Below are 17,142 nucleotides of genomic sequence, written 5' to 3'. Positions count from 1 at the left end.
GCCCATTGTGCAAATTCCAACAATGCATGTTGGTATATCTGCGTTTCGTTCGCTGACGCAACACTCATATTGGGACCGGAAGCAGATTCCCCGCCAAAAAGGAAACCCTGACATGACCAAGACCATCCTGCATATCGACGCCTCAGCCCGCCGCACCGGGTCCGCCACCCGTGACCTTTCCAGCCAGATTATCCGGCACCTTGGGGCTGATCGCATTATCCGCCGCGATCTGGCAAGCCCGCTGCCGTTACTGACAGAAGACTGGATCAACGCCAACTTCACCCCTGCAGATCAACGCGATGAGCTTCAGCGCGACCTGCTGGCCCTGTCGGACGAATTGGTCAATGAGTTGCAAAACGCCGACACCATCGTGATCGGGCTACCGATCTACAACTTTTCGGTGCCTGCGGCCTTCAAAGCCTGGATCGACCTGGTCGCCCGTGTGGGTCTGACCTTTGCCTATACAGAAAGCGGTCCCAAAGGCTTGCTGGACGGTAAGCGCGCGGTTCTGGCTATCGCCTCTGGCGGCACCGAAGTTGGGTCCGAGATCGACTTTGCCACCAACTATGCCAAACACGTTCTTGGATTCATCGGCATCCATGAAGTCGAAGTCATCGCCGCAGACAAGATGGCGCTGGATGCAGAAACTACGCTAGCGAATGCCCAAAAAGCGGTAACTCAGCTGGCGGCCTGATCAAACTCTGGCCTTTATCTTGTGGAGCGTCCAGTCTGCATCGGATCAAGATTTGCAGACTGGGCATTCAATATGAAGAAAATCGGCATTCTGGGCGGCGTGGGCTGGGCCTCTACCGTAGACTACTACCGAGCCATTGCAGAGGGGGCCAGCCGCCACTTCGCGGAACGTGGACACGGCTCGCCCCTGCCAATCCCACCGATGACAATCGAATCCGTTACGCAGGCCAAAACCCGAGCCTTGCGCGGCACCGCCGGTGACGAAGCCAGCTGGGCTGATTTCGATGCGGTGTTTCACGAGGCCCTGCTTACGCTTGAAAACGCGCGCTGCGACTTTGGCATCATTGCATCGAATACTCCGCACGCCCGGCTTCATGCGATCCGGCAGGGCATCACTATGCCCATTCTCAGCATTTTCGATGCGACCGCTGACGCCGCGGCCTCAACCGGGGCATCCACAGCCCTGGTTCTGGGAACGACCGTGACAATGCAAGCCACCAATTATTCAGACCGATTGGCGGCCGAGGGGATTATTGCAAATGACCGTCTGCCCGAAACAGAAATCGCCGAGATGCAGGCCATGATCGACAGCGACTTTTATGGTGGAGCGTCGGACACAGCGCGAGGAAGACTCCTGGCTTTCTGTGACAGGCACGCGAAACCCGGAACGGCGATCCTGCTGGCCTGTACCGAGCTGCCTCTGGCTTTCCCGGATCATCTGGACGATCCGGTGTTTGAGGCGGACGGGCACCTTTTCATCAACCCATCCGCAGCCCATGTTACCGCCGCATTGACTGAGGCATTGGGCGACTGATCAGGGCAACCAGTTTACGTCGCACCCGATGCGGTCAAAGAACGCCATCAAATCAAAACGGGACATCGCCACGGTCCGATCATTGACGAGCGGGTGCATATTGATCACATCTGCCTGGTTCGCGGCGTTGTCCATAAAGAAACGAACATTGTGTTCTACACCGTTTATCATAGCCAACGGGCTCACTGCTCCAGGGCGGATGCCAAGGTTCTGAAACAGCCGGTCCGCCGATCCGAAGGACAGGTTGCCGATCCCAAGTTCTGCTCCAAGTGCCTTCAGATCGATCTCGCGACTTTGCTCCAGCGTCACAAGATAATTCCGCTTTTTCTTGTCGCGAAGGTACAGGTTTTTGAGCCGGAGAGTGTTTTCACCCGGAACCAAAAACTCCTCTTCAACCCCTTTCGCATCTTCAACCGTGCGCAGAGGGATATGCGAATGCAGACGATAGCTAAGGCCCCAGTCATCCAACTGCCCCAACAACGCGTCAGAGCTGAGCGGCAAAGTGTCCTGAAAAGCGGATGATGCGTCCATGGGAACCTCCTTTTGGATGCGCTCATCGCGCAACACGAGGATGAATTCAAGCCACGACAGTGCCAAAATTCAGTGTTAGCGTGCCGCCATGAAAGTGACGCGAAACACCCCGAACCAACTGATCCTGACCAACACGCCATGGTTCATCGGCATCACGCTGGTGCTCTTTATCCTCTGTTTTGTTGGAGCTGGTTTATTCATGGTCAGCGACGGAGGCGAGGGCATATTGTTCGGCATCTTCTTTGCACTGTTCGGTGGCGGGTTGGGCTTTGGCGCATTCTGCGTGTTTGTGCGCCGCGTACAGGTCATATTTGACCGCAGCAGCAATAGCATCTTGATCCGTCGCCAATCGATCTTTGGATATGACGCAGTAGAACATGAGTTGTCGAACCTGTCCCATGCTGAAGTGGAAACGACCACCTCGACCCGCGACACGACCACGTCCAAGATGCATCGCCCCGTTCTGATCCTTGAAAAAGGCATGAGTGCTGGTCGTCACCCGATCGTCGAAGCCTATGTCAGCGGGCGCGGTGCACAGCGGATGGTTGATGCGGTCAACAGCTGGCTACCCGCGCGAGAGGTTGACTCGGACAGCCAATCGGCCTAAGTCGCCGTCAAACATCCGGAAGCGTCTGATCTTCCGGTCCCTTGAGTCGTTCAGGGATCGCCCCCCACCAGCGTGTCACGCCCGTGGGGGCAATTGTGCATTTAACCGGCGCTTCCTACCTAGGAAGAGCCATCAGATAACCGGCTAAGGAGGCCGAAGGCATGTTTGAAAATCTATCCGAACGCCTTTCTGGCGTCTTTGACCGGCTGACCAAACAGGGTGCCCTGTCCGAGGAAGACGTCAAGACCGCCCTGCGCGAGGTTCGGGTTGCCCTGCTTGAGGCTGACGTCTCTCTGCCGGTTGCGCGCGAATTCGTTAAGAAAGTTCAGGAACAAGCCACCGGTCAGGCGGTCACCAAGTCGATCACTCCGGGCCAGCAAGTCGTCAAGATTGTACATGACGCGCTGGTCGATACCCTGCGCGGCGAGGAAGACCCCGGCGCACTGAAAGTCGACAACCCGCCTGCCCCGATCCTGATGGTCGGTCTGCAAGGTTCAGGTAAGACGACCACTACTGGTAAACTGGCCAAACGCCTGAAAGAGAAAGAGGGCAAAAAGGTCCTGATGGCCTCGCTGGACGTCTATCGCCCGGCGGCGATGGATCAGCTGGCCGTTCTGGGCACGCAGGTTGGCGTGGACACTCTGCCGATCGTGCCCGGTCAGAAACCTGTCGATATCGCCAAGCGTGCCAAGCAGCAGGCGACGCTGGGCGGCTATGACGTCTATATGCTCGACACCGCGGGCCGTCTGCATATCGACGAAGTCCTGATGGACGAGGTCGAGCAGGTCCGAAACGCGGTCGATCCACGCGAGACCCTGTTGGTCGTCGACGGCCTGACCGGACAGGTCGCCGTTGAGGTCGCTGAAGAGTTTGACGGCAAGGTCGGCATTTCGGGCGTGGTCCTGACCCGGATGGACGGTGACGGGCGCGGCGGTGCGGCGCTGTCAATGCGTGCGGTCACCGGCAAACCCATCCGCTTTGTCGGTCTGGGCGAAAAGATGGACGCGCTCGAAACCTTCGAGCCGGATCGGATTGCCGGCCGGATTCTGGGCATGGGCGACATCGTAGCCCTGGTTGAAAAAGCCCAGGAAACGATGGAGATGGAACAGACCGAGCGCATGATGAAGCGCATGGTCAAAGGTCAGTTCAACATGAACGACCTGAAAATGCAGCTGGAACAGATGATCCAGATGGGCGGCATGCAGGGCATGATGGGCATGATGCCGGGCATGGGTAAAATGGCCAAACAGGTCGAAGAAGCGGGTATGGATGACAAGGTGCTCAAGCGCCAGATCGCCATGATCCAGTCCATGACCAAACGCGAACGGGCCAACCCGCAACTGCTTCAAGCGAGCCGCAAGAAACGCATCGCCGCCGGTTCGGGCATGGAGGTCAGCGACCTCAATAAGCTGCTCAAGATGCACCGGCAGATGTCGGATATGATGAAGAAAATGGGCAAGATGGGCAAAGGCAAGATGCTGAAACAGGCCATGAAAGGCATGTTCGGCAAAGGTGGCCCATCGCCCGAGGAAATGGCCGCGGGTATGGATCCCAAAGCGCTGGAACAGGCGGCCAAGGCAATGGGTGGCAAGATGCCCGGTATGCCTGGCTTGGGCGGCGGCATGGCTCTGCCTCCGGGTCTGAGCGGATTTGGAAAGAAAAAGTGACGCCAGCACGCTGCACCCAGCCCCCGTCCGGAAAGGCGGCGATGGCAGCAGCGCAATATCGCGCGGCCCTGCCGGTCATTCAGACCCGGCGGCTGGTCCTGCGTGCGCCCACTTTGGACGACCTGCCGGTGTGGACGTCAGTCTGTGCAGAAAGCTTTGGCGACACTGAGCAAGAAGCCTGGACCGAGTTTTCCTACTATACCTCCGGTTGGCTTCTGCATGGTCATGGACTGTTCTCAGTCACTTTAAAAGACGGCGGTCAGGTCATTGGCTTTGTCATTCTGGGCTTGGAATGGGACGATCAAGAACCCGAGCTTGGCTATGTTTTCAGCGCCGAATACCGCAAGCAAAGCTACGCTACTGAGGCCTGCACTGCCGTTCGCGACTTCGGTTTTGACCTGCTCGGGTCCGGCCAGTTCGTAAGCTATGTGTCGGCATCCAACGCCCGCTCGAATGCGCTGGCTCAACGCCTTGGTGCGTCCCGTGACGCCACGGCCGAGAGCGCCTTTGACGCAGACCAGCATGTCTGGCGCCATGGCGAGGTGCAGGCATGACACTTTCCATGGCGATCCCGACGCTGGAAACCGAACGCCTGATCATGCGTGCGCCCCGCGAGACTGACTTCGCGGCCGAGGCCGAGTTCTTTGTCAGCGACGCTTCAAAATTCGTCGGCGGCCCAAAACGCCCGGACGAAACATGGCGCGCAATGGCGATGCTGCTGGGCCATTGGGCCATGCGCGGCTATGGATTCTGGGGCGTCGAGGAAAAGACCACCGGCACCTATGTCGGCCATGTGGGCCTGTGGTTCCCACACAGTTGGCCCGAGCCCGAAATCGGCTGGACGTTGATGAATAACGCCACCGGCAAAGGTTACGCGACCGAGGCCGCTCTCGCCGCGCGAGCGCATGCCTATGATGTGCTGGGGTGGGAAACGGCAATTTCTCTGATCGACCCGGACAATCTGGGCAGCAAGGCCGTGGCCGAAAGGCTGGGCGCGCAGTTTGATTATACCTACGAACACCCGGGTTTCGGTACAATGCAGGTCTGGCGGCACCCTGCCCCGGCCGATCTGGTGAATGGCGGGATCGAGGCCTACGCATGACGTCATACACCATCCCCACCGTTGAAACAGAAAACCTGATCCTGCGGGCACCACAAGAAGGTGATCTGCCCGCAATGACGGCTTTCTTCGCGTCGGAACGCAGCCGTATGGTCGGTGGACCAAAAACGCCGCTGGAGGCATGGCGGTCGCTTTTGGGCCGGTTCGGGCACTGGGCCATCATGGGTTACGGCGGTTGGCACATCGTTGAAAAGGCAAGCGGCGCGTTTGCAGGCTGGACCGGGATCATCAACGCCCCGGGCTGGGATGAGCCGGAATTGGGTTGGGTCGTTTTCGACGGCTTCGAAGGCAAGGGCATTGCATACGAAGCTGCGATGGCTGCCCGCGCCTATGCCGCCCATCACCAGGGGGTGAACGGCCCGATCTCATACATCGCCCACGCGAATGACCGCTCGCGCGCGTTGGCCGAACGTCTTGGTGCCACTTATGAGCGCGAAGGCGAGGTTGTGGGCGAACGCTGTCAGGTTTGGCGGCACCCGAAACTCGATACTACTGACACCGCTTTGAACGCTGAGAGGACCGGCCAATGAACAACCCTGTGACACGGGCTGCGACGTTGCTGAAAGAGCATCGCGAAAGCATTGATCGGCTGGACGCGATCCTTGTCTATACGTTGGGCGAGCGGTTCAAGCACACCCAGGCCGTTGGCAAGCTCAAGGCCGAACACGAACTTCCCCCGTCCGATCCTTCGCGCGAAGCCGCGCAGATCGCACGGTTAGAAGAACTGGCGAAAGAGGCCGATCTGGACCCCGATTTCGCCAAGGCTTTTCTGAATTTCATCATTCAGGAAGTCATCCGACACCACAAGAAACACCAGAACTAAACCGGTGAACCACCGGATACGCCATTCAAAGGAGATACCACCATGGCAATGAAAATTCGTCTCGCCCGCGGCGGCTCGAAAAAGCGTCCTTTCTATCGCATCGTAGCGGCTGACAGCCGTATGCCCCGCGATGGTCGCTTCATCGAAAAGCTGGGCACCTACAACCCGCTGCTGCCCAAAGACAGCGAAGAGCGCGTGAAAATGAACATGGAGCGCGTTCAGTACTGGCTGGACCAGGGCGCACAGCCCACCGACCGTATCGCACGTATGCTGGAAGCTGCCGGCACCCGCGACAAGGCCGAGCGCAACAACCCCAACAAGGGCACCCCGGGCAAGAAAGCTCAGGAACGCGCAGAAGAAAAAGCTGCAAAGGCTGCTGAAGCTGCCGAAGCGGCTGCTGCGCCGGCTGAAGAAGCAGCAGCAGAAGAGTAAGCAGGTCGGCGCGTGCAGGATCAGGACTTCACCGACGATTTTCGCACGCAGTTCGAACTGTTGATGCGGCTCCGGCGCGACGTGCGCCGGTTCCGCACCGATCCCGTGGACGAGGCGGTGCTGACACGCTGCCTCGACACATTTCGACTGGCCCCTTCCGTGGGGCTGAGCGAACCCTGGCGCGTCATTCGCGTCGAAAGCGAAGCGGCGCGTGCCGCAGCGCTGGAGAATTTCCAAAACGCCAACGAAACGGCCCTTGCGGGATACTCGGGTGACAAGGCGCTGAAATATAGCCGCCTCAAGCTGTCCGGCATGCAGGAAGCGCCAGTTCAACTGGCCGTTTTCTCAGACGAGACGACCAACAAAGGACTTGGGCTGGGCGCGGGCACGATGCCCGAGATGCGCCGCTATTCCGTCGTTGCCGCGATCACCCTGTTCTGGCTTGCTTTGCGGGCCGAGGGGCTGGGGCTGGGCTGGGTTTCGATCCTTGATCCCGAACGGATGAAACGCGATCTGAGTGTGCCGGACGATTGGTCATTGGTGGGCTACTACTGCGTGGGATGGCCCGAAGAAATGTCAGAAAGACCCGAACTTGAGCGCGCCGGCTGGGAACAGCGCAGCGCCCGGTTGCATATCGAAACCCGATAAAGCCAGATGTTCGGACTGATACGACTTCCCATCCTGCTGCTGATCGCCTTTATTGTGGGTGTGTTCTTTGAGCGCAACAATCAACGCGAGGCATGTGCCCCGCTGGGCGACTGGCAGGACGGGCTATGTGTAACGACGGAAGGGCCAAATGAGTGATCTGATCTGCGTAGGCAGCATTGCGGGGTCTTACGGCGTGCGCGGCGAAGTGCGGCTGAAAAGTTTTTGCGCAATCCCCGAGGATATCGAGGCCTATTCCCCCCTGACCGACGAAGACGGCAAGGAACGGTATCCGCTGGTCCTGACCCGTCCGATCAAGAACGGTTTTGCCGCCCGCCTGGGGGGGATTGAGACCAAGGAACAGGCTGACGCCATCAACGGCTTGCGCCTGTTTGCACGGCGCGATCAACTACCGTCCTTGCCTGATGATGAATTCTATCACACTGACCTAATTGGCCTTGAGGTCTATGATACCGGCGGGACGTTGCTGGGTCGTGTGAAGTCGGTACAAAACCACGGTGCTGCCGATCTGTTGGAATTGCATGGACCGGGGCTAAAAAGCACAGTTTTGCTGCCCTTCACGCTTGAGGTTGTTCCGACCGTGGATCTGGACAAAGGCCGCATCATCGTAGATCCACCCGAAGGGCTGATCTGATGCGGCGTGTTCTGCTGCATCTGGGGCTGCATAAGACCGGAACCACTGCGGCACAGTCGTTTTTGTATGAAAACCGCGAGTTGATCTGGCCACATTTTGCGCTGCTGCTGCCTTACAAGACGCGCAAATTTGGACTGTCAGGTGCAGCAACCCGGCATTCCATCTATGGGACCGTTGGCACACTGTCCGAGTTCAGCACGCTGACCCGAGAATACTTAGCCACGCGGAATTTCGGCACCAAACGCAGCCTGATCGTTAGCGAAGAGAATTTCAGTGGTCTGCGGCCCAGTCGCAATATCGAACAGGGATATGCCGCCGCGCCGGATCTGGCTGCGGGTCTAGTGGACGCAGTCCACGACCGGTTCGCGGATCAGGAGGTCGAGATCACGATCTACCTGTCCCTGCGCCAGCGTGGATCGTGGTTGCGCAGCCTTTGGGCACATGATCTTCAGAGAACCCGCGAGGTTCAGGATTTCGAAACCTTCCGCGCGAATATGGATCACCTGCCCCCGCTCGAAGAAACGGTCACTGATATCCGCAAGAAACTGCCTTCGGTCACAGTGGTGGAAGAGTGGCTGGAAGAGATGCAATTGCGACGCTTTGGTCCCGGTACGCCCTTTGCCGAATTCCTGGACTTACCGCGGGAAAAAGCGCAGCTATTGGTGCCACCCACAAAATCCAATAGCAGGCTGCCAGAAAACGTGTTGGCCGAGTTGCTGACGCTGAACCGATCCCATCTGGGCGAAGCAGAACTGATCCGCCAAAAGGCGCTGGTCGTAGAGCGGGCGAAAAACGCGATGGTCAGCACGATATGACAGAAAAGCCAAGTAAATCCCACGGACGCAGGGCGATCCGTCCCACGCTGAAGCCGCGTGAGTTGATGACCCCAACACCTGATCTGCACGGGGTATGGAAGGCGAAAATCATCACCCTTTTCCCGTCGGCCTTTCCCGGCGTTCTCGGCGAAAGCCTGACGGGAAAAGCCCTGCAAGAAGGGCTGTGGCAGTTAGAGACGGTGGATCTGCGCCAGTTCGGAATTGGCAAACATCGCAATGTCGACGACACACCCGCTGGCGGCGGCGCGGGTATGGTGTTGCGTGCAGACGTTCTGGGCGAAGCGATTGAGCACACAATGTCAGGTGTGCAAGGCAACTGGCCGTTGATCTACCTCAGCCCGCGCGGTCGCCGGATGGACCAGCGCATGATGCAGAATCTTGCACGTTGTGATGGCATGACCCTGCTCTGCGGTCGGTTCGAAGGCGTTGATGAACGGGTGTTGGAACATTACGGTATTCAGGAAGTCAGTCTTGGGGATTTCGTGATGACCGGCGGCGAGATCGCAGCCCAGGCGCTGATCGATGCAACGGTACGTTTGATTCCAGGCGTCTTGGGCAATCAGGCCTCGGCCGAAGAGGAAAGCTTTTCCTCAGGTCTTTTAGAACATCCGCAATATACCCGACCCGCAGATTGGAAAGACCGCTCAATCCCTGACATACTGATGTCTGGCCATCATGGGCGCATCGCCGAATGGCGTCACCAGATGTCCGAAGAGATCACCCGCAAGCGACGCCCCGATCTTTGGGAACGCTATGTGGATTCCGGGGACGAGACACAGGACTGATACCCCGAGTGTGGCTTGTATGCAGCACGTTCCTGTATTTAGCGAACACCACTTGAAGCTGATGTTCTGAAAAAATACTCATCTTTAAGATATTGCAAAATGCGATTTCAATTCAACGCATAACAGGCTGCTAAATGAAAAAAATCATATGCTTAGCTGTGCTTGCCCTTTCAGCTTGCACAACCAAGCCTCTTGAGATGGCAGTGCCCACTCAGGCGGGCCATAACCTACACTCCGCAAAGGTCGCCGTGCAATCATGCGCCGCCGAGGAAGATATTGGGGGCAACAGCGCGGTGATTGGTGGATACGCCACGAATATCCTGCTGTGGGGCGTGATCCTGGGCCCCATCGTCACGGCGCCCTTCGACGATAAGCTTCGCTCACAGGGTGAAATTGACCAGGTAAACCGCTGCATGACCGAACTTGGCTTCGAGCGACGCGAACTAACTGATGGAGAGCGGTTCTGGTTGCATCACACATCTGGCGAAGAACGGATACGCCGCCTGGATCACCTTGTGGCCGGAGGAACCATTGAAACTTATGGGTCACCAAGCGGCTAAGCGCCCCCCGCCTTCCATCTGGCCCATATCTCAGGCGGGCCGTTGAATGTGTTGATGTCCACTTTCCCCTGAACGCCAGGAACCAAACCCGTGCCCGTATACTGCCAAAACCGCCACGCGGCCTTGGGGTAAACGTTGCGCGGGTGCCCGGCGACCGACCGCAGCCAGAATTCCGTCTTGGGCAGGCGGGCGATATCGGTGTCACCATAGAAATCCACGGTCGTATAGACGATCGGGCGACGGCCATAGTGTCGTTCCAGGATATCAAGGAACCGCTTCGCCTCGGACCGAACTGTCGCGCCATCAGGTCGTATGGTGCAGGTCTTGGAATGTGGCGTCCATTCCATGTCCAGCACATGCGGCAGGTCTGCACCTTTAGGCACATTCTCGATGAACCACTTCGCCTGCTCATGGGCAGGTCGACAGAAGTAATAGTAGTGATACGCGCCCCACGGCACGCCTGCTGCTTGCGCACCGCGACGGTGATCTTCAAACAAGGGGTCGGCGACGTCACCCCCTTCGGTGGCTTTGATGAACACGAAACTGACGCCAGATGACTTGGCCTTTCGCCAGTCAATCGGGCCTTGCCATCGCGAAACATCGAGCCCATGAACCGGGTAATGACCCGGATGCCGTCCTTCCCACTCGTGCGGCTTGGCATCCCCAAAGCTTGGGAAAATGACCGACGGCGACGTGGTGCTCAAAAATGCCTTTGGTTCGACCTGTTGGGGCGGCGGGCTGCTGCGACCGCAGGACAGGGTCGCGAAGGCCATAACAACCAGCATCAATGCTGTACGCATGGTATGTTCCTGTTCCAAATTTCTGCTCTTATAATTCCCTCTAGAATGCCCGATCTGCCTGACAAGGCAACGGTGTTGTTGACGAGCGGCGAAAACCTACCATTCGGCCCCGATCTTTATAGCGATTCAGGCTTGATCCCTGCGCGCAAAGGCCTTAAAGCAGCGCAATCCGGTGCCGCGTCATGCGACTCCGGTGTTTTGGTTTGAATCATGGCGTGACGCCCGGCTTTCTTCGGCCACGGCGCGGCAGGGCAGACCAGGCATAAGGAACATTCGATCTGACCTCTGGCGGGCTGTTCGCAGGACCCGGTGAAGACCAAGAGCTCTCAGGCCGTGCTTAACTTCGTGGATCAACCACGAGCAGATAGGAGAAATGCGATGGACCTGATCGCACAGCTTGAGGCGGAACAGATTGCCGCCCTGGGGAAAGACATCCCCGATTTCAAAGCCGGTGACACCATCCGTGTCGGCTTTAAAGTGACCGAAGGGTCGCGCACCCGTGTGCAGAACTACGAAGGCGTCTGCATCGCCCGCAAAGGCGGAAACACCATCGCCGGTGCGTTCACCGTTCGTAAGATTTCGTTTGGCGAAGGCGTAGAACGTGTGTTCCCGCTGTATTCGACCAACATCGACAGCATCACCGTTGTACGCCGTGGCCGCGTCCGTCGCGCCAAACTGTACTACCTGCGCACCCGCCGTGGTAAATCCGCGCGTATCGCAGAAGTCACCAACTACAAGCCCAAAGCTGGCGCCGAAGCGTAAGGAACGGAAAGATGAAAAAAGACATCCATCCCGATTATCACGTCATCGACGTCAAAATGACCGATGGCACCGTGGTTCAGATGAAATCCACCTGGGGCGCCGAAGGCGATCAGCTGGCTCTGGAAATCGACCCCTCTGTGCATCCTGCATGGACCGGTGGTTCGTCGCGCCTGTTGGACGCCGGCGGCCGTGTGTCGAAGTTCAAGAAAAAATACGAAGGTCTGGGCTTCTAAGCCGGAACCTATTGAGATGCGAAAGGCCGCTCCATCCGGGGCGGCCTTTTTTGCATCGTAGACGTGAATTCTTCGCTGCTAGTAAAGCCGCATGATCAACTCGACTTCGCCGTCGACAAGTCTGCCGGTCGGGACAAAGCCAAACGCTTGATAAAGTGGCAGCGCGCTGCCGGGTTCGTCGACAACGCTGATCACAAGGTTGGAGCGCCCCTTCTTCAAAGCAACCGATTTTGCGAATTCCAGCGCTGCCTTCCCATAACCGCGCCCCTGTTGGGATTTATCGACCATCAGCCGCCAGATGTAGACCCCGTCCGGGTCATCTCCGTCATCCAAGTCCGCGTCAGGATGCGCCATGTCGATAGTGGCAAGCAGCCCGACCGGTTCATCACCGTTCCAAATGCCGTAAATGTCCGATCCGGACTCAAAAATCGACTGCGCCATTGTCATCAGATTTGTCGCGACAAATCCTGCCTGATCATCACGTACGGTCAGAGCCGCTAACGGGCGCAGGGTTTTTTGGGAAAGTAGTATAAATTCAACCATGGAAACCCCCTATCACAGCGGGATGCCCAGTGGGAGAGTTTCGGACTGCTGGAACAGGCTCGGTCAGTACTCAGTCCTTCTCGCGCGTCAACTCGGCCGCGCTATGAACAGGTGGTACCGGCCCTCGCAGTAGCATCAGCGCCAAAGCCATCCCGACCAAAGCCGCAGCAGCAGCGACCAGCATCGCGCTATCAAAGGCGTTATCCTGCAAATCCCGCAGCGCTTTGGCCAGGGCATTGCTGGTTTCCGGGTCCATTTTCGCAATCAATTGCTGGATCTGGCTGGGCGTACCATGGGTAATGGCATGGGCAAGATCCTCTCTCTGGGCGGACCCGGTAGGCAAGGCATTTATGACCTCAGATAGACCTCTACGCTTCGTTATCGCCTCGGCCAGACCACCAACTACAGCGCCAAGGGTCGCTCCGAAATAAAGGCAGGCATTGATAACACCTGACCCCTGCCCCACGTGCTCTTCCGGTAGTACACGCAGACCAAGCCGGGGTAAGAGTGAAAAACAGATGCCCAACCCGATTCCGACGATCATCAGCTTCCACCAGATCTCGGCGTATTGCGTGGTATTTGTGGTGCTCATCAACAACAGAAATCCGCAGGCCATCGCCCCCAATCCAATCGCGATAGGCCACTGAAAGCTGTAGGGCGCAAGGAAACGGGGTGCAGTGACCGAGATCACAAACATGCTTAGGCTGAGCGGCATGATCGCCAATCCAGCCCCGATGGGCGAATACCCGAAGGCGTCCGGGGATTGTACGAACGTGTTGAAATAGACAAAGAAACAAAACAGTGTGAAGCCGGTGAAGAACATGCCCACCGCGGCCATGAAGTAGCGCGGATGCTTGAAGTATCTAAGCTCGATCAACGGATCCGCACTGCGGCGGGACACGATGACAAGGATGATTGTCGCTACCGCCGCGACACCCAGTGGAACCAACGTCATCGGCGTTGCCCACCCACTGCTTTCGCCGTTGCTGAGCGCGAAAGAAAGCGGCCCAAGAAACAACAACAACGCAAAGGCGCCTGGATAATCAAATCTGGCCCCGGCCTGACGCGTGTCCGGAACGTACCCTCGTCGGCTGACATGCAACCCAATCAGGAAGGCTAATACAAGCAACACCAGATCGGTCGCGAACACAGCCCGCCAGCTGATGTAGTGGGCAAAGGCACCGCCAACGATCGGCCCGACGCCGATGGCCAGACCGACGATTGCCCCCCATGCGCCAGTGGCACCTGCACGCTTCTCTTCGGGGGTTGCGGCGGTCAACAGAGAAAGCGACGTTCCGAACAATGCGGCGGCACCCGCGCCTTGCGCACCGCGCCCGAACAACAGCATTGCTCCGTCCTGCGCAAACAGAACCGAAGCAGAGCCGATAGCAAAAACAATCATGCCAAAGAAAAACACGCCCATCTTGCCGGTAATATCCCCCAACCGGCTGACAATCGTGACCAGAGTGGCGCTGGCCACCGTATAGGTCGCCATCACCCATTGCAGGCCTGATGGGGTCAGATCGAACTCGGCCTTGAGGTTGGGCAGAATGGTCGCCACCGCCGTTGTATTGAAACCGACAACCATCATGCAAATGGCCGTCATTGCCAGCACAACGCGGGACCCCCCCTCGTGGGTTGGGTCAGAAAGTGTCTCGTCAGTCATATATCCACCCCAAACTCATTGTTCTTAAATGCAATTAATCAGCAGTTTAGCAAATTTTGCCAACACGCATAGGGGCGGCTTTAGATCCAGTAAGACAGCGCGAGCGGCAGGACGACAATCGTGGCTAGTGTCGACACAAGGATAAAACCCGCAACATCCGGCCCGTATTCCGGTACGTGTTGGTCGATGAACAGGTAAGTCGCCACCGAGGACGGCATCAGGCAACACAGGATCACCGCCCCGCGCTCGGCCCCGGTGAAACCGAAAACCCAGACCAGCGAGCTGGCGATTGCGATCGCCATGACCAAATGCAGAACCGTCAACAATACTGCCCGGCCCAGGCTTTTGATCTGCAACGTCGCCAGCGTATGGCCCAGCGTCAGTAGCATCAGCGGGATCGACAACCCTCCGAGAATATCAAAGGACTTTTCGATCGGCTGGGGCAGACTTGATCCGGTCGCCATAAGGATCAGCGACAAGATCACCGCATAGATTATTGGGGACGTGGCAATTTTCTTTGGCGAAAACTCACCCGCCGGTATCCACATGCCGACGGTAAAAATGCTGATCAGCACAACCACCACAAAGCCCATAGTGTAGGCCATTCCCGCATCGCCCAGCGCGAGCAGCGTAATCGGCAGCCCGATATTGCCAACATTCCCGTGCATCAGCGGTGTTAAAAAGGCCCGTACCGGGAGGCGCATGACCTTGAGCGCAAGAAACCCCAAAACCCCAAACCCTGCAATCGCGAGCGCTGCGGCTGTCATGACGTCCAGAAATGTGCCGACCGTTATTTTGGTGGCGGACAGGTGCGAAATGATCAGCGTCGGGTACCCAACCCGCGAGACGATCCCGCCAATAACCTTGTTGTCGAACGGTGCTTTGAGCACAGCAAGGGCGTACCCGATTCCGGCGCAGATCAATACCGGCAGAACCACGTTCAGGACGTTCAAAAACAGATGGTCCAACCAGTTCTCCTGCTGCAAAACCCTGATTTGAACAGTGAAACAGCCGATCCGCTTTGGCAAGCGCGCGTCCTAACCGACACACCCGATTGAGTTTTCCAAATTAGAGCCTGATATTGCCTCGCTAGGGCGCTTGGGGTTCTTCCATTCCCGGCCTCCACAACATATAGTGGTCGACAACAACGTGTGGTTAAGCACGGCGGGACGTGGGAATACAAGCATGGCACATATCATCGTAGTGGGGAACGAGAAGGGTGGCGCAGGCAAATCGACCGTGTCGATGCATGTGGCCACCGCGCTGGCGCGTTTGGGTCACAAGGTCAGCACACTGGACCTTGATCTTCGGCAGCGCAGCCTTGGCCGGTACTTCGAGAACCGCGAGAATTTTCTAAAAAATTCAGACCTGACCCTGCCCAGCCCGCGGCACCACGATCTGCCCGAGATCGACGCGTCCAAGCTGAAGCCTGGCGAGAATATCTATGACCACCGCCTGTCTGCTGCCGTGGCCGAGCTGGAAAGCGATAGCGATTTCATCCTGATCGACTGCCCCGGATCACATACCCGCCTTAGCCAAGTGGCGCATTCTTTGGCTGATACTCTGATCACGCCACTCAACGACAGCTTCATCGACTTTGACCTTCTGGCGCGTATTGACTCAAAGGGTGAGAAAATTCTTGGCCCGTCAGTCTATTCCGAAATGGTCTGGAACGCCCGCCAACTGCGCGCGCAAGCAGGACTAAAGCCCATCGATTGGGTGGTCGTCCGCAACCGGGTCGGTACCCAACGCATGGTCAACAAGGAAAAGATGCAGCGCGCAATTGAGATGCTGTCCCAGCGCATCGGATTCCGCGTCGCCTCCGGCTTTTCCGAACGGGTTATCTTCCGCGAACTGTTCCCGCGCGGCCTTACCCTGCTGGATCTCAAGGATATCGGGGTCAAACAACTGAACATTTCGAACATCGCCGCGCGGCAAGAGCTGCGCGACATGATGAAAGAGTTGAACCTTCCGGGCGTTGAGATCGACTTCTGACGAACCGGCGTTCGACTGATCTGTAAGTGCGTCAACCGGTTCATTAACGCCTCAAGTCAAGCTTGAACCGTCTTTCCGGCAACCTTCAAAGGTCACTGCGGAACGGCGTGATAGCCGTACCAAGCGAAGCATTGTGTTCCGGATTCTAACTGCTTGTTGAACATGTACATCTGATTTCCGTAGTCAAAGTGCCAGTACTCCGATGCGTAGTTGGTGAAACCGACCTTCCGCATCACCCAATACAACAAACGACGATTCAATAGCGCGGTGTTGTCAGGCTCGATCCGCCCGGCACGCTGTTCGCGTTCAAGATAGTCAGTATGGGAAATTGCACTCAGGTCGTCGAAGGCCGCGCCCATATCCAGCCCTTCGCCAGTTTGAAGGCTCCGCAAAACAACATCGACTGAAGCCCCTGTTGAATGGGTTGGCCAAGTCGTTTCGTTCTCCGGATCGAAATGACGAGGATCTGAGCAATATTGCCGTGTGCGGGCTTCCAACTCGGGCTGAGAAAGCTCCGGATAATCCTGGGCCGCTTTCCCTACTGCCCATGACCACAAATCCCGCTGCGTGGAAATAGAACGATAAGCATCGTAAACGACAAGCTCGCACCCATTTTCCGCCAAGGCGGCATTCGCGGCTTGCAACATCGGTACAATACCAGCCCTACACCATGTTCTGGCCAAGCTGCCCTTGATTTGCCTGCCATAGGGTGGGTTTGACCCATCCGAGAGATGATAATAAGGCACAACCGCTATTCCATGCGACCCAACATCAACAAGCGGTTCTGATCCGCGGGGATCTGTGTCATCAAATTCGATGCCATGATAGCCCCGCGTATCGAGCTCATCATTCCAGATCGGGATGGGTGGAAACTCGATTCTATCCACGATTTCAACGCCTCTTGTTCTGAATGCCACCCCAAGAAAGAGGCGCGAAGCCTTCATGTCAACTTGGAGCGCACACAGAAGCCGGGCA

General features: G+C 57.4%; 24 protein-coding genes. 18 read left to right on the top strand and 6 right to left on the bottom strand.

Annotation, left to right across the window (positions count from 1 at the left end; genetic code table 11):
- Nucleotides 1-112 precede the first annotated feature (112 nt).
- A complete protein-coding gene (locus ACR0AK_RS02270) occupies nt 113-694 on the top strand; it encodes an FMN-dependent NADH-azoreductase (protein ID WP_170561245.1) in 582 nt (193 codons plus the stop codon).
- Nucleotides 695-766: 72 nt separating this feature from the next.
- A complete protein-coding gene (locus tag ACR0AK_RS02265) occupies nt 767-1,507 on the top strand; it encodes an aspartate/glutamate racemase family protein (protein ID WP_480792228.1) in 741 nt (246 codons plus the stop codon).
- Here the strand turns inward: ACR0AK_RS02265 and ACR0AK_RS02260 are convergent, their stop codons facing one another.
- Nucleotides 1,508-2,038: a prolyl-tRNA synthetase associated domain-containing protein gene (locus ACR0AK_RS02260; protein WP_480792227.1), complete on the bottom strand. Its 531-nt coding sequence runs from the start codon at nt 2,036-2,038 to the stop codon at nt 1,508-1,510.
- An 88-nt stretch (nt 2,039-2,126) separates the two neighbouring features.
- Between ACR0AK_RS02260 and ACR0AK_RS02255 the strand changes: the two genes are divergently transcribed.
- The 13 genes from ACR0AK_RS02255 (at nt 2,127) to ACR0AK_RS02195 (ending at nt 10,168) form a co-directional block, all read left to right on the top strand.
- Nucleotides 2,127-2,645, top strand: coding sequence for a hypothetical protein (locus tag ACR0AK_RS02255; RefSeq protein ID WP_480792226.1), 519 nt, complete (start codon nt 2,127-2,129; stop codon nt 2,643-2,645).
- 161 nt (nt 2,646-2,806) lie between these two features.
- The gene (ffh, locus tag ACR0AK_RS02250) at nt 2,807-4,312 is read left to right on the top strand and encodes a signal recognition particle protein (RefSeq protein WP_480792225.1); all 1,506 of its coding nucleotides are present in this window, start codon (nt 2,807-2,809) and stop codon (nt 4,310-4,312) included.
- Nucleotides 4,309-4,866, top strand: coding sequence for a GNAT family N-acetyltransferase (locus ACR0AK_RS02245; protein ID WP_480792224.1), 558 nt, complete (start codon nt 4,309-4,311; stop codon nt 4,864-4,866). Before ffh ends, ACR0AK_RS02245 begins: the two co-directional genes overlap by 4 nt.
- Nucleotides 4,863-5,414 carry a GNAT family N-acetyltransferase gene (locus ACR0AK_RS02240; protein WP_480792223.1) on the top strand — a complete coding sequence of 184 codons (552 nt, stop codon included), beginning with the start codon at nt 4,863-4,865 and terminating at the stop codon, nt 5,412-5,414. Before ACR0AK_RS02245 ends, ACR0AK_RS02240 begins: the two co-directional genes overlap by 4 nt.
- The gene (locus ACR0AK_RS02235) at nt 5,411-5,962 is read left to right on the top strand and encodes a GNAT family N-acetyltransferase (RefSeq protein WP_480792222.1); all 552 of its coding nucleotides are present in this window, start codon (nt 5,411-5,413) and stop codon (nt 5,960-5,962) included. Before ACR0AK_RS02240 ends, ACR0AK_RS02235 begins: the two co-directional genes overlap by 4 nt.
- Entirely contained in the window at nt 5,959-6,255 is a 297-nt protein-coding gene (locus ACR0AK_RS02230) for a chorismate mutase (RefSeq protein WP_170561253.1), read from the top strand. The genes ACR0AK_RS02235 and ACR0AK_RS02230 overlap by 4 nt, the downstream gene beginning before the upstream one ends.
- 42 nt (nt 6,256-6,297) lie before the next feature.
- Nucleotides 6,298-6,687, top strand: coding sequence for a 30S ribosomal protein S16 (gene rpsP, locus ACR0AK_RS02225; RefSeq protein ID WP_170561254.1), 390 nt, complete (start codon nt 6,298-6,300; stop codon nt 6,685-6,687).
- A gap of 12 nt (nt 6,688-6,699) precedes the next feature.
- Nucleotides 6,700-7,335: a 5,6-dimethylbenzimidazole synthase gene (gene bluB / locus ACR0AK_RS02220; protein ID WP_170561255.1), complete on the top strand. Its 636-nt coding sequence runs from the start codon at nt 6,700-6,702 to the stop codon at nt 7,333-7,335.
- Between the two features lie 6 nt (nt 7,336-7,341).
- Nucleotides 7,342-7,491: a hypothetical protein gene (locus tag ACR0AK_RS02215; protein ID WP_170561256.1), complete on the top strand. Its 150-nt coding sequence runs from the start codon at nt 7,342-7,344 to the stop codon at nt 7,489-7,491.
- Nucleotides 7,484-7,987, top strand: coding sequence for a ribosome maturation factor RimM (gene rimM / locus ACR0AK_RS02210; protein WP_170561257.1), 504 nt, complete (start codon nt 7,484-7,486; stop codon nt 7,985-7,987). The genes ACR0AK_RS02215 and rimM overlap by 8 nt, the downstream gene beginning before the upstream one ends.
- Entirely contained in the window at nt 7,987-8,802 is an 816-nt protein-coding gene (locus ACR0AK_RS02205) for a hypothetical protein (protein WP_480792221.1), read from the top strand. Before rimM ends, ACR0AK_RS02205 begins: the two co-directional genes overlap by 1 nt.
- Nucleotides 8,799-9,608 (top strand): tRNA (guanosine(37)-N1)-methyltransferase TrmD, encoded by an 810-nt coding sequence (trmD, locus tag ACR0AK_RS02200; protein ID WP_480792220.1) that lies wholly within the window; start codon nt 8,799-8,801, stop codon nt 9,606-9,608. Before ACR0AK_RS02205 ends, trmD begins: the two co-directional genes overlap by 4 nt.
- 197 nt (nt 9,609-9,805) lie before the next feature.
- Nucleotides 9,806-10,168 carry a hypothetical protein gene (locus ACR0AK_RS02195; protein WP_480792219.1) on the top strand — a complete coding sequence of 121 codons (363 nt, stop codon included), beginning with the start codon at nt 9,806-9,808 and terminating at the stop codon, nt 10,166-10,168.
- Here the strand turns inward: ACR0AK_RS02195 and ACR0AK_RS02190 are convergent.
- On the bottom strand, nt 10,165-10,968 hold the full coding sequence (locus ACR0AK_RS02190; protein ID WP_480792218.1) for a glycoside hydrolase family 25 protein: 804 nt from the start codon (nt 10,966-10,968) through the stop codon (nt 10,165-10,167). The genes ACR0AK_RS02195 and ACR0AK_RS02190 overlap by 4 nt on opposite strands.
- A gap of 378 nt (nt 10,969-11,346) precedes the next feature.
- Between ACR0AK_RS02190 and rplS the strand changes: the two genes are divergently transcribed.
- Complete coding sequence (rplS, locus tag ACR0AK_RS02185; RefSeq protein ID WP_142639138.1) at nt 11,347-11,730, top strand: 50S ribosomal protein L19; 384 nt, start codon at nt 11,347-11,349, stop codon at nt 11,728-11,730.
- A gap of 11 nt (nt 11,731-11,741) precedes the next feature.
- Entirely contained in the window at nt 11,742-11,963 is a 222-nt protein-coding gene (gene rpmE, locus ACR0AK_RS02180) for a 50S ribosomal protein L31 (protein ID WP_010437577.1), read from the top strand.
- A gap of 78 nt (nt 11,964-12,041) precedes the next feature.
- Here the strand turns inward: rpmE and ACR0AK_RS02175 are convergent, their stop codons facing one another.
- From ACR0AK_RS02175 to ACR0AK_RS02165, 3 genes are all read right to left on the bottom strand, one after another.
- Nucleotides 12,042-12,506 carry a GNAT family N-acetyltransferase gene (locus tag ACR0AK_RS02175; protein WP_480792217.1) on the bottom strand — a complete coding sequence of 155 codons (465 nt, stop codon included), beginning with the start codon at nt 12,504-12,506 and terminating at the stop codon, nt 12,042-12,044.
- A 70-nt stretch (nt 12,507-12,576) separates the two neighbouring features.
- A complete protein-coding gene (locus tag ACR0AK_RS02170; protein WP_480792216.1) occupies nt 12,577-14,172 on the bottom strand; it encodes an MFS transporter in 1,596 nt (531 codons plus the stop codon).
- A gap of 80 nt (nt 14,173-14,252) precedes the next feature.
- The gene (locus ACR0AK_RS02165) at nt 14,253-15,140 is read right to left on the bottom strand and encodes an AEC family transporter (RefSeq protein ID WP_480792215.1); all 888 of its coding nucleotides are present in this window, start codon (nt 15,138-15,140) and stop codon (nt 14,253-14,255) included.
- A 217-nt stretch (nt 15,141-15,357) separates the two neighbouring features.
- Between ACR0AK_RS02165 and ACR0AK_RS02160 the strand changes: the two genes are divergently transcribed.
- Complete coding sequence (locus tag ACR0AK_RS02160; protein ID WP_170561265.1) at nt 15,358-16,167, top strand: division plane positioning ATPase MipZ; 810 nt, start codon at nt 15,358-15,360, stop codon at nt 16,165-16,167.
- Nucleotides 16,168-16,259: 92 nt separating this feature from the next.
- Here ACR0AK_RS02160 and ACR0AK_RS02155 read toward each other — a convergent pair whose 3' ends face one another.
- Entirely contained in the window at nt 16,260-17,111 is an 852-nt protein-coding gene (locus ACR0AK_RS02155; protein ID WP_480792214.1) for a M15 family metallopeptidase, read from the bottom strand.
- Nucleotides 17,112-17,142: the final 31 nt, after the last annotated feature.

Source organism: Ruegeria sp. BI12 (assembly GCF_056537985.1).
The sequence above is the reverse complement of the archived record's forward strand: the minus strand, read 5'-3'. Positions and strand labels throughout refer to the sequence as shown.

Bases quoted from the DNA above. Each gene is read 5' to 3' on its own strand.
- ACR0AK_RS02255 (WP_480792226.1), top strand. From the start codon at position 2,127: ATGAAAGTGACGCGAAACACCCCGAACCAACTGATCCTGACCAACACG.
- ACR0AK_RS02260 (WP_480792227.1), bottom strand. From the start codon at position 2,038: ATGGACGCATCATCCGCTTTTCAGGACACTTTGCCGCTCAGCTCTGAC.
- trmD (WP_480792220.1), top strand. From the start codon at position 8,799: ATGACAGAAAAGCCAAGTAAATCCCACGGACGCAGGGCGATCCGTCCC.
- ACR0AK_RS02175 (WP_480792217.1), bottom strand. From the start codon at position 12,506: ATGGTTGAATTTATACTACTTTCCCAAAAAACCCTGCGCCCGTTAGCG.
- ACR0AK_RS02190 (WP_480792218.1), bottom strand. From the start codon at position 10,968: ATGCGTACAGCATTGATGCTGGTTGTTATGGCCTTCGCGACCCTGTCC.
- rplS (WP_142639138.1), top strand. From the start codon at position 11,347: ATGGACCTGATCGCACAGCTTGAGGCGGAACAGATTGCCGCCCTGGGG.
- ACR0AK_RS02230 (WP_170561253.1), top strand. From the start codon at position 5,959: ATGAACAACCCTGTGACACGGGCTGCGACGTTGCTGAAAGAGCATCGC.
- rpmE (WP_010437577.1), top strand. From the start codon at position 11,742: ATGAAAAAAGACATCCATCCCGATTATCACGTCATCGACGTCAAAATG.
- rimM (WP_170561257.1), top strand. From the start codon at position 7,484: ATGAGTGATCTGATCTGCGTAGGCAGCATTGCGGGGTCTTACGGCGTG.
- ACR0AK_RS02205 (WP_480792221.1), top strand. From the start codon at position 7,987: ATGCGGCGTGTTCTGCTGCATCTGGGGCTGCATAAGACCGGAACCACT.
- rpsP (WP_170561254.1), top strand. From the start codon at position 6,298: ATGGCAATGAAAATTCGTCTCGCCCGCGGCGGCTCGAAAAAGCGTCCT.
- ACR0AK_RS02160 (WP_170561265.1), top strand. From the start codon at position 15,358: ATGGCACATATCATCGTAGTGGGGAACGAGAAGGGTGGCGCAGGCAAA.
- ACR0AK_RS02155 (WP_480792214.1), bottom strand. From the start codon at position 17,111: ATGAAGGCTTCGCGCCTCTTTCTTGGGGTGGCATTCAGAACAAGAGGC.
- ACR0AK_RS02170 (WP_480792216.1), bottom strand. From the start codon at position 14,172: ATGACTGACGAGACACTTTCTGACCCAACCCACGAGGGGGGGTCCCGC.
- ACR0AK_RS02270 (WP_170561245.1), top strand. From the start codon at position 113: ATGACCAAGACCATCCTGCATATCGACGCCTCAGCCCGCCGCACCGGG.
- ACR0AK_RS02215 (WP_170561256.1), top strand. From the start codon at position 7,342: ATGTTCGGACTGATACGACTTCCCATCCTGCTGCTGATCGCCTTTATT.
- ffh (WP_480792225.1), top strand. From the start codon at position 2,807: ATGTTTGAAAATCTATCCGAACGCCTTTCTGGCGTCTTTGACCGGCTG.
- ACR0AK_RS02195 (WP_480792219.1), top strand. From the start codon at position 9,806: ATGGCAGTGCCCACTCAGGCGGGCCATAACCTACACTCCGCAAAGGTC.
- ACR0AK_RS02235 (WP_480792222.1), top strand. From the start codon at position 5,411: ATGACGTCATACACCATCCCCACCGTTGAAACAGAAAACCTGATCCTG.
- ACR0AK_RS02265 (WP_480792228.1), top strand. From the start codon at position 767: ATGAAGAAAATCGGCATTCTGGGCGGCGTGGGCTGGGCCTCTACCGTA.
- ACR0AK_RS02240 (WP_480792223.1), top strand. From the start codon at position 4,863: ATGACACTTTCCATGGCGATCCCGACGCTGGAAACCGAACGCCTGATC.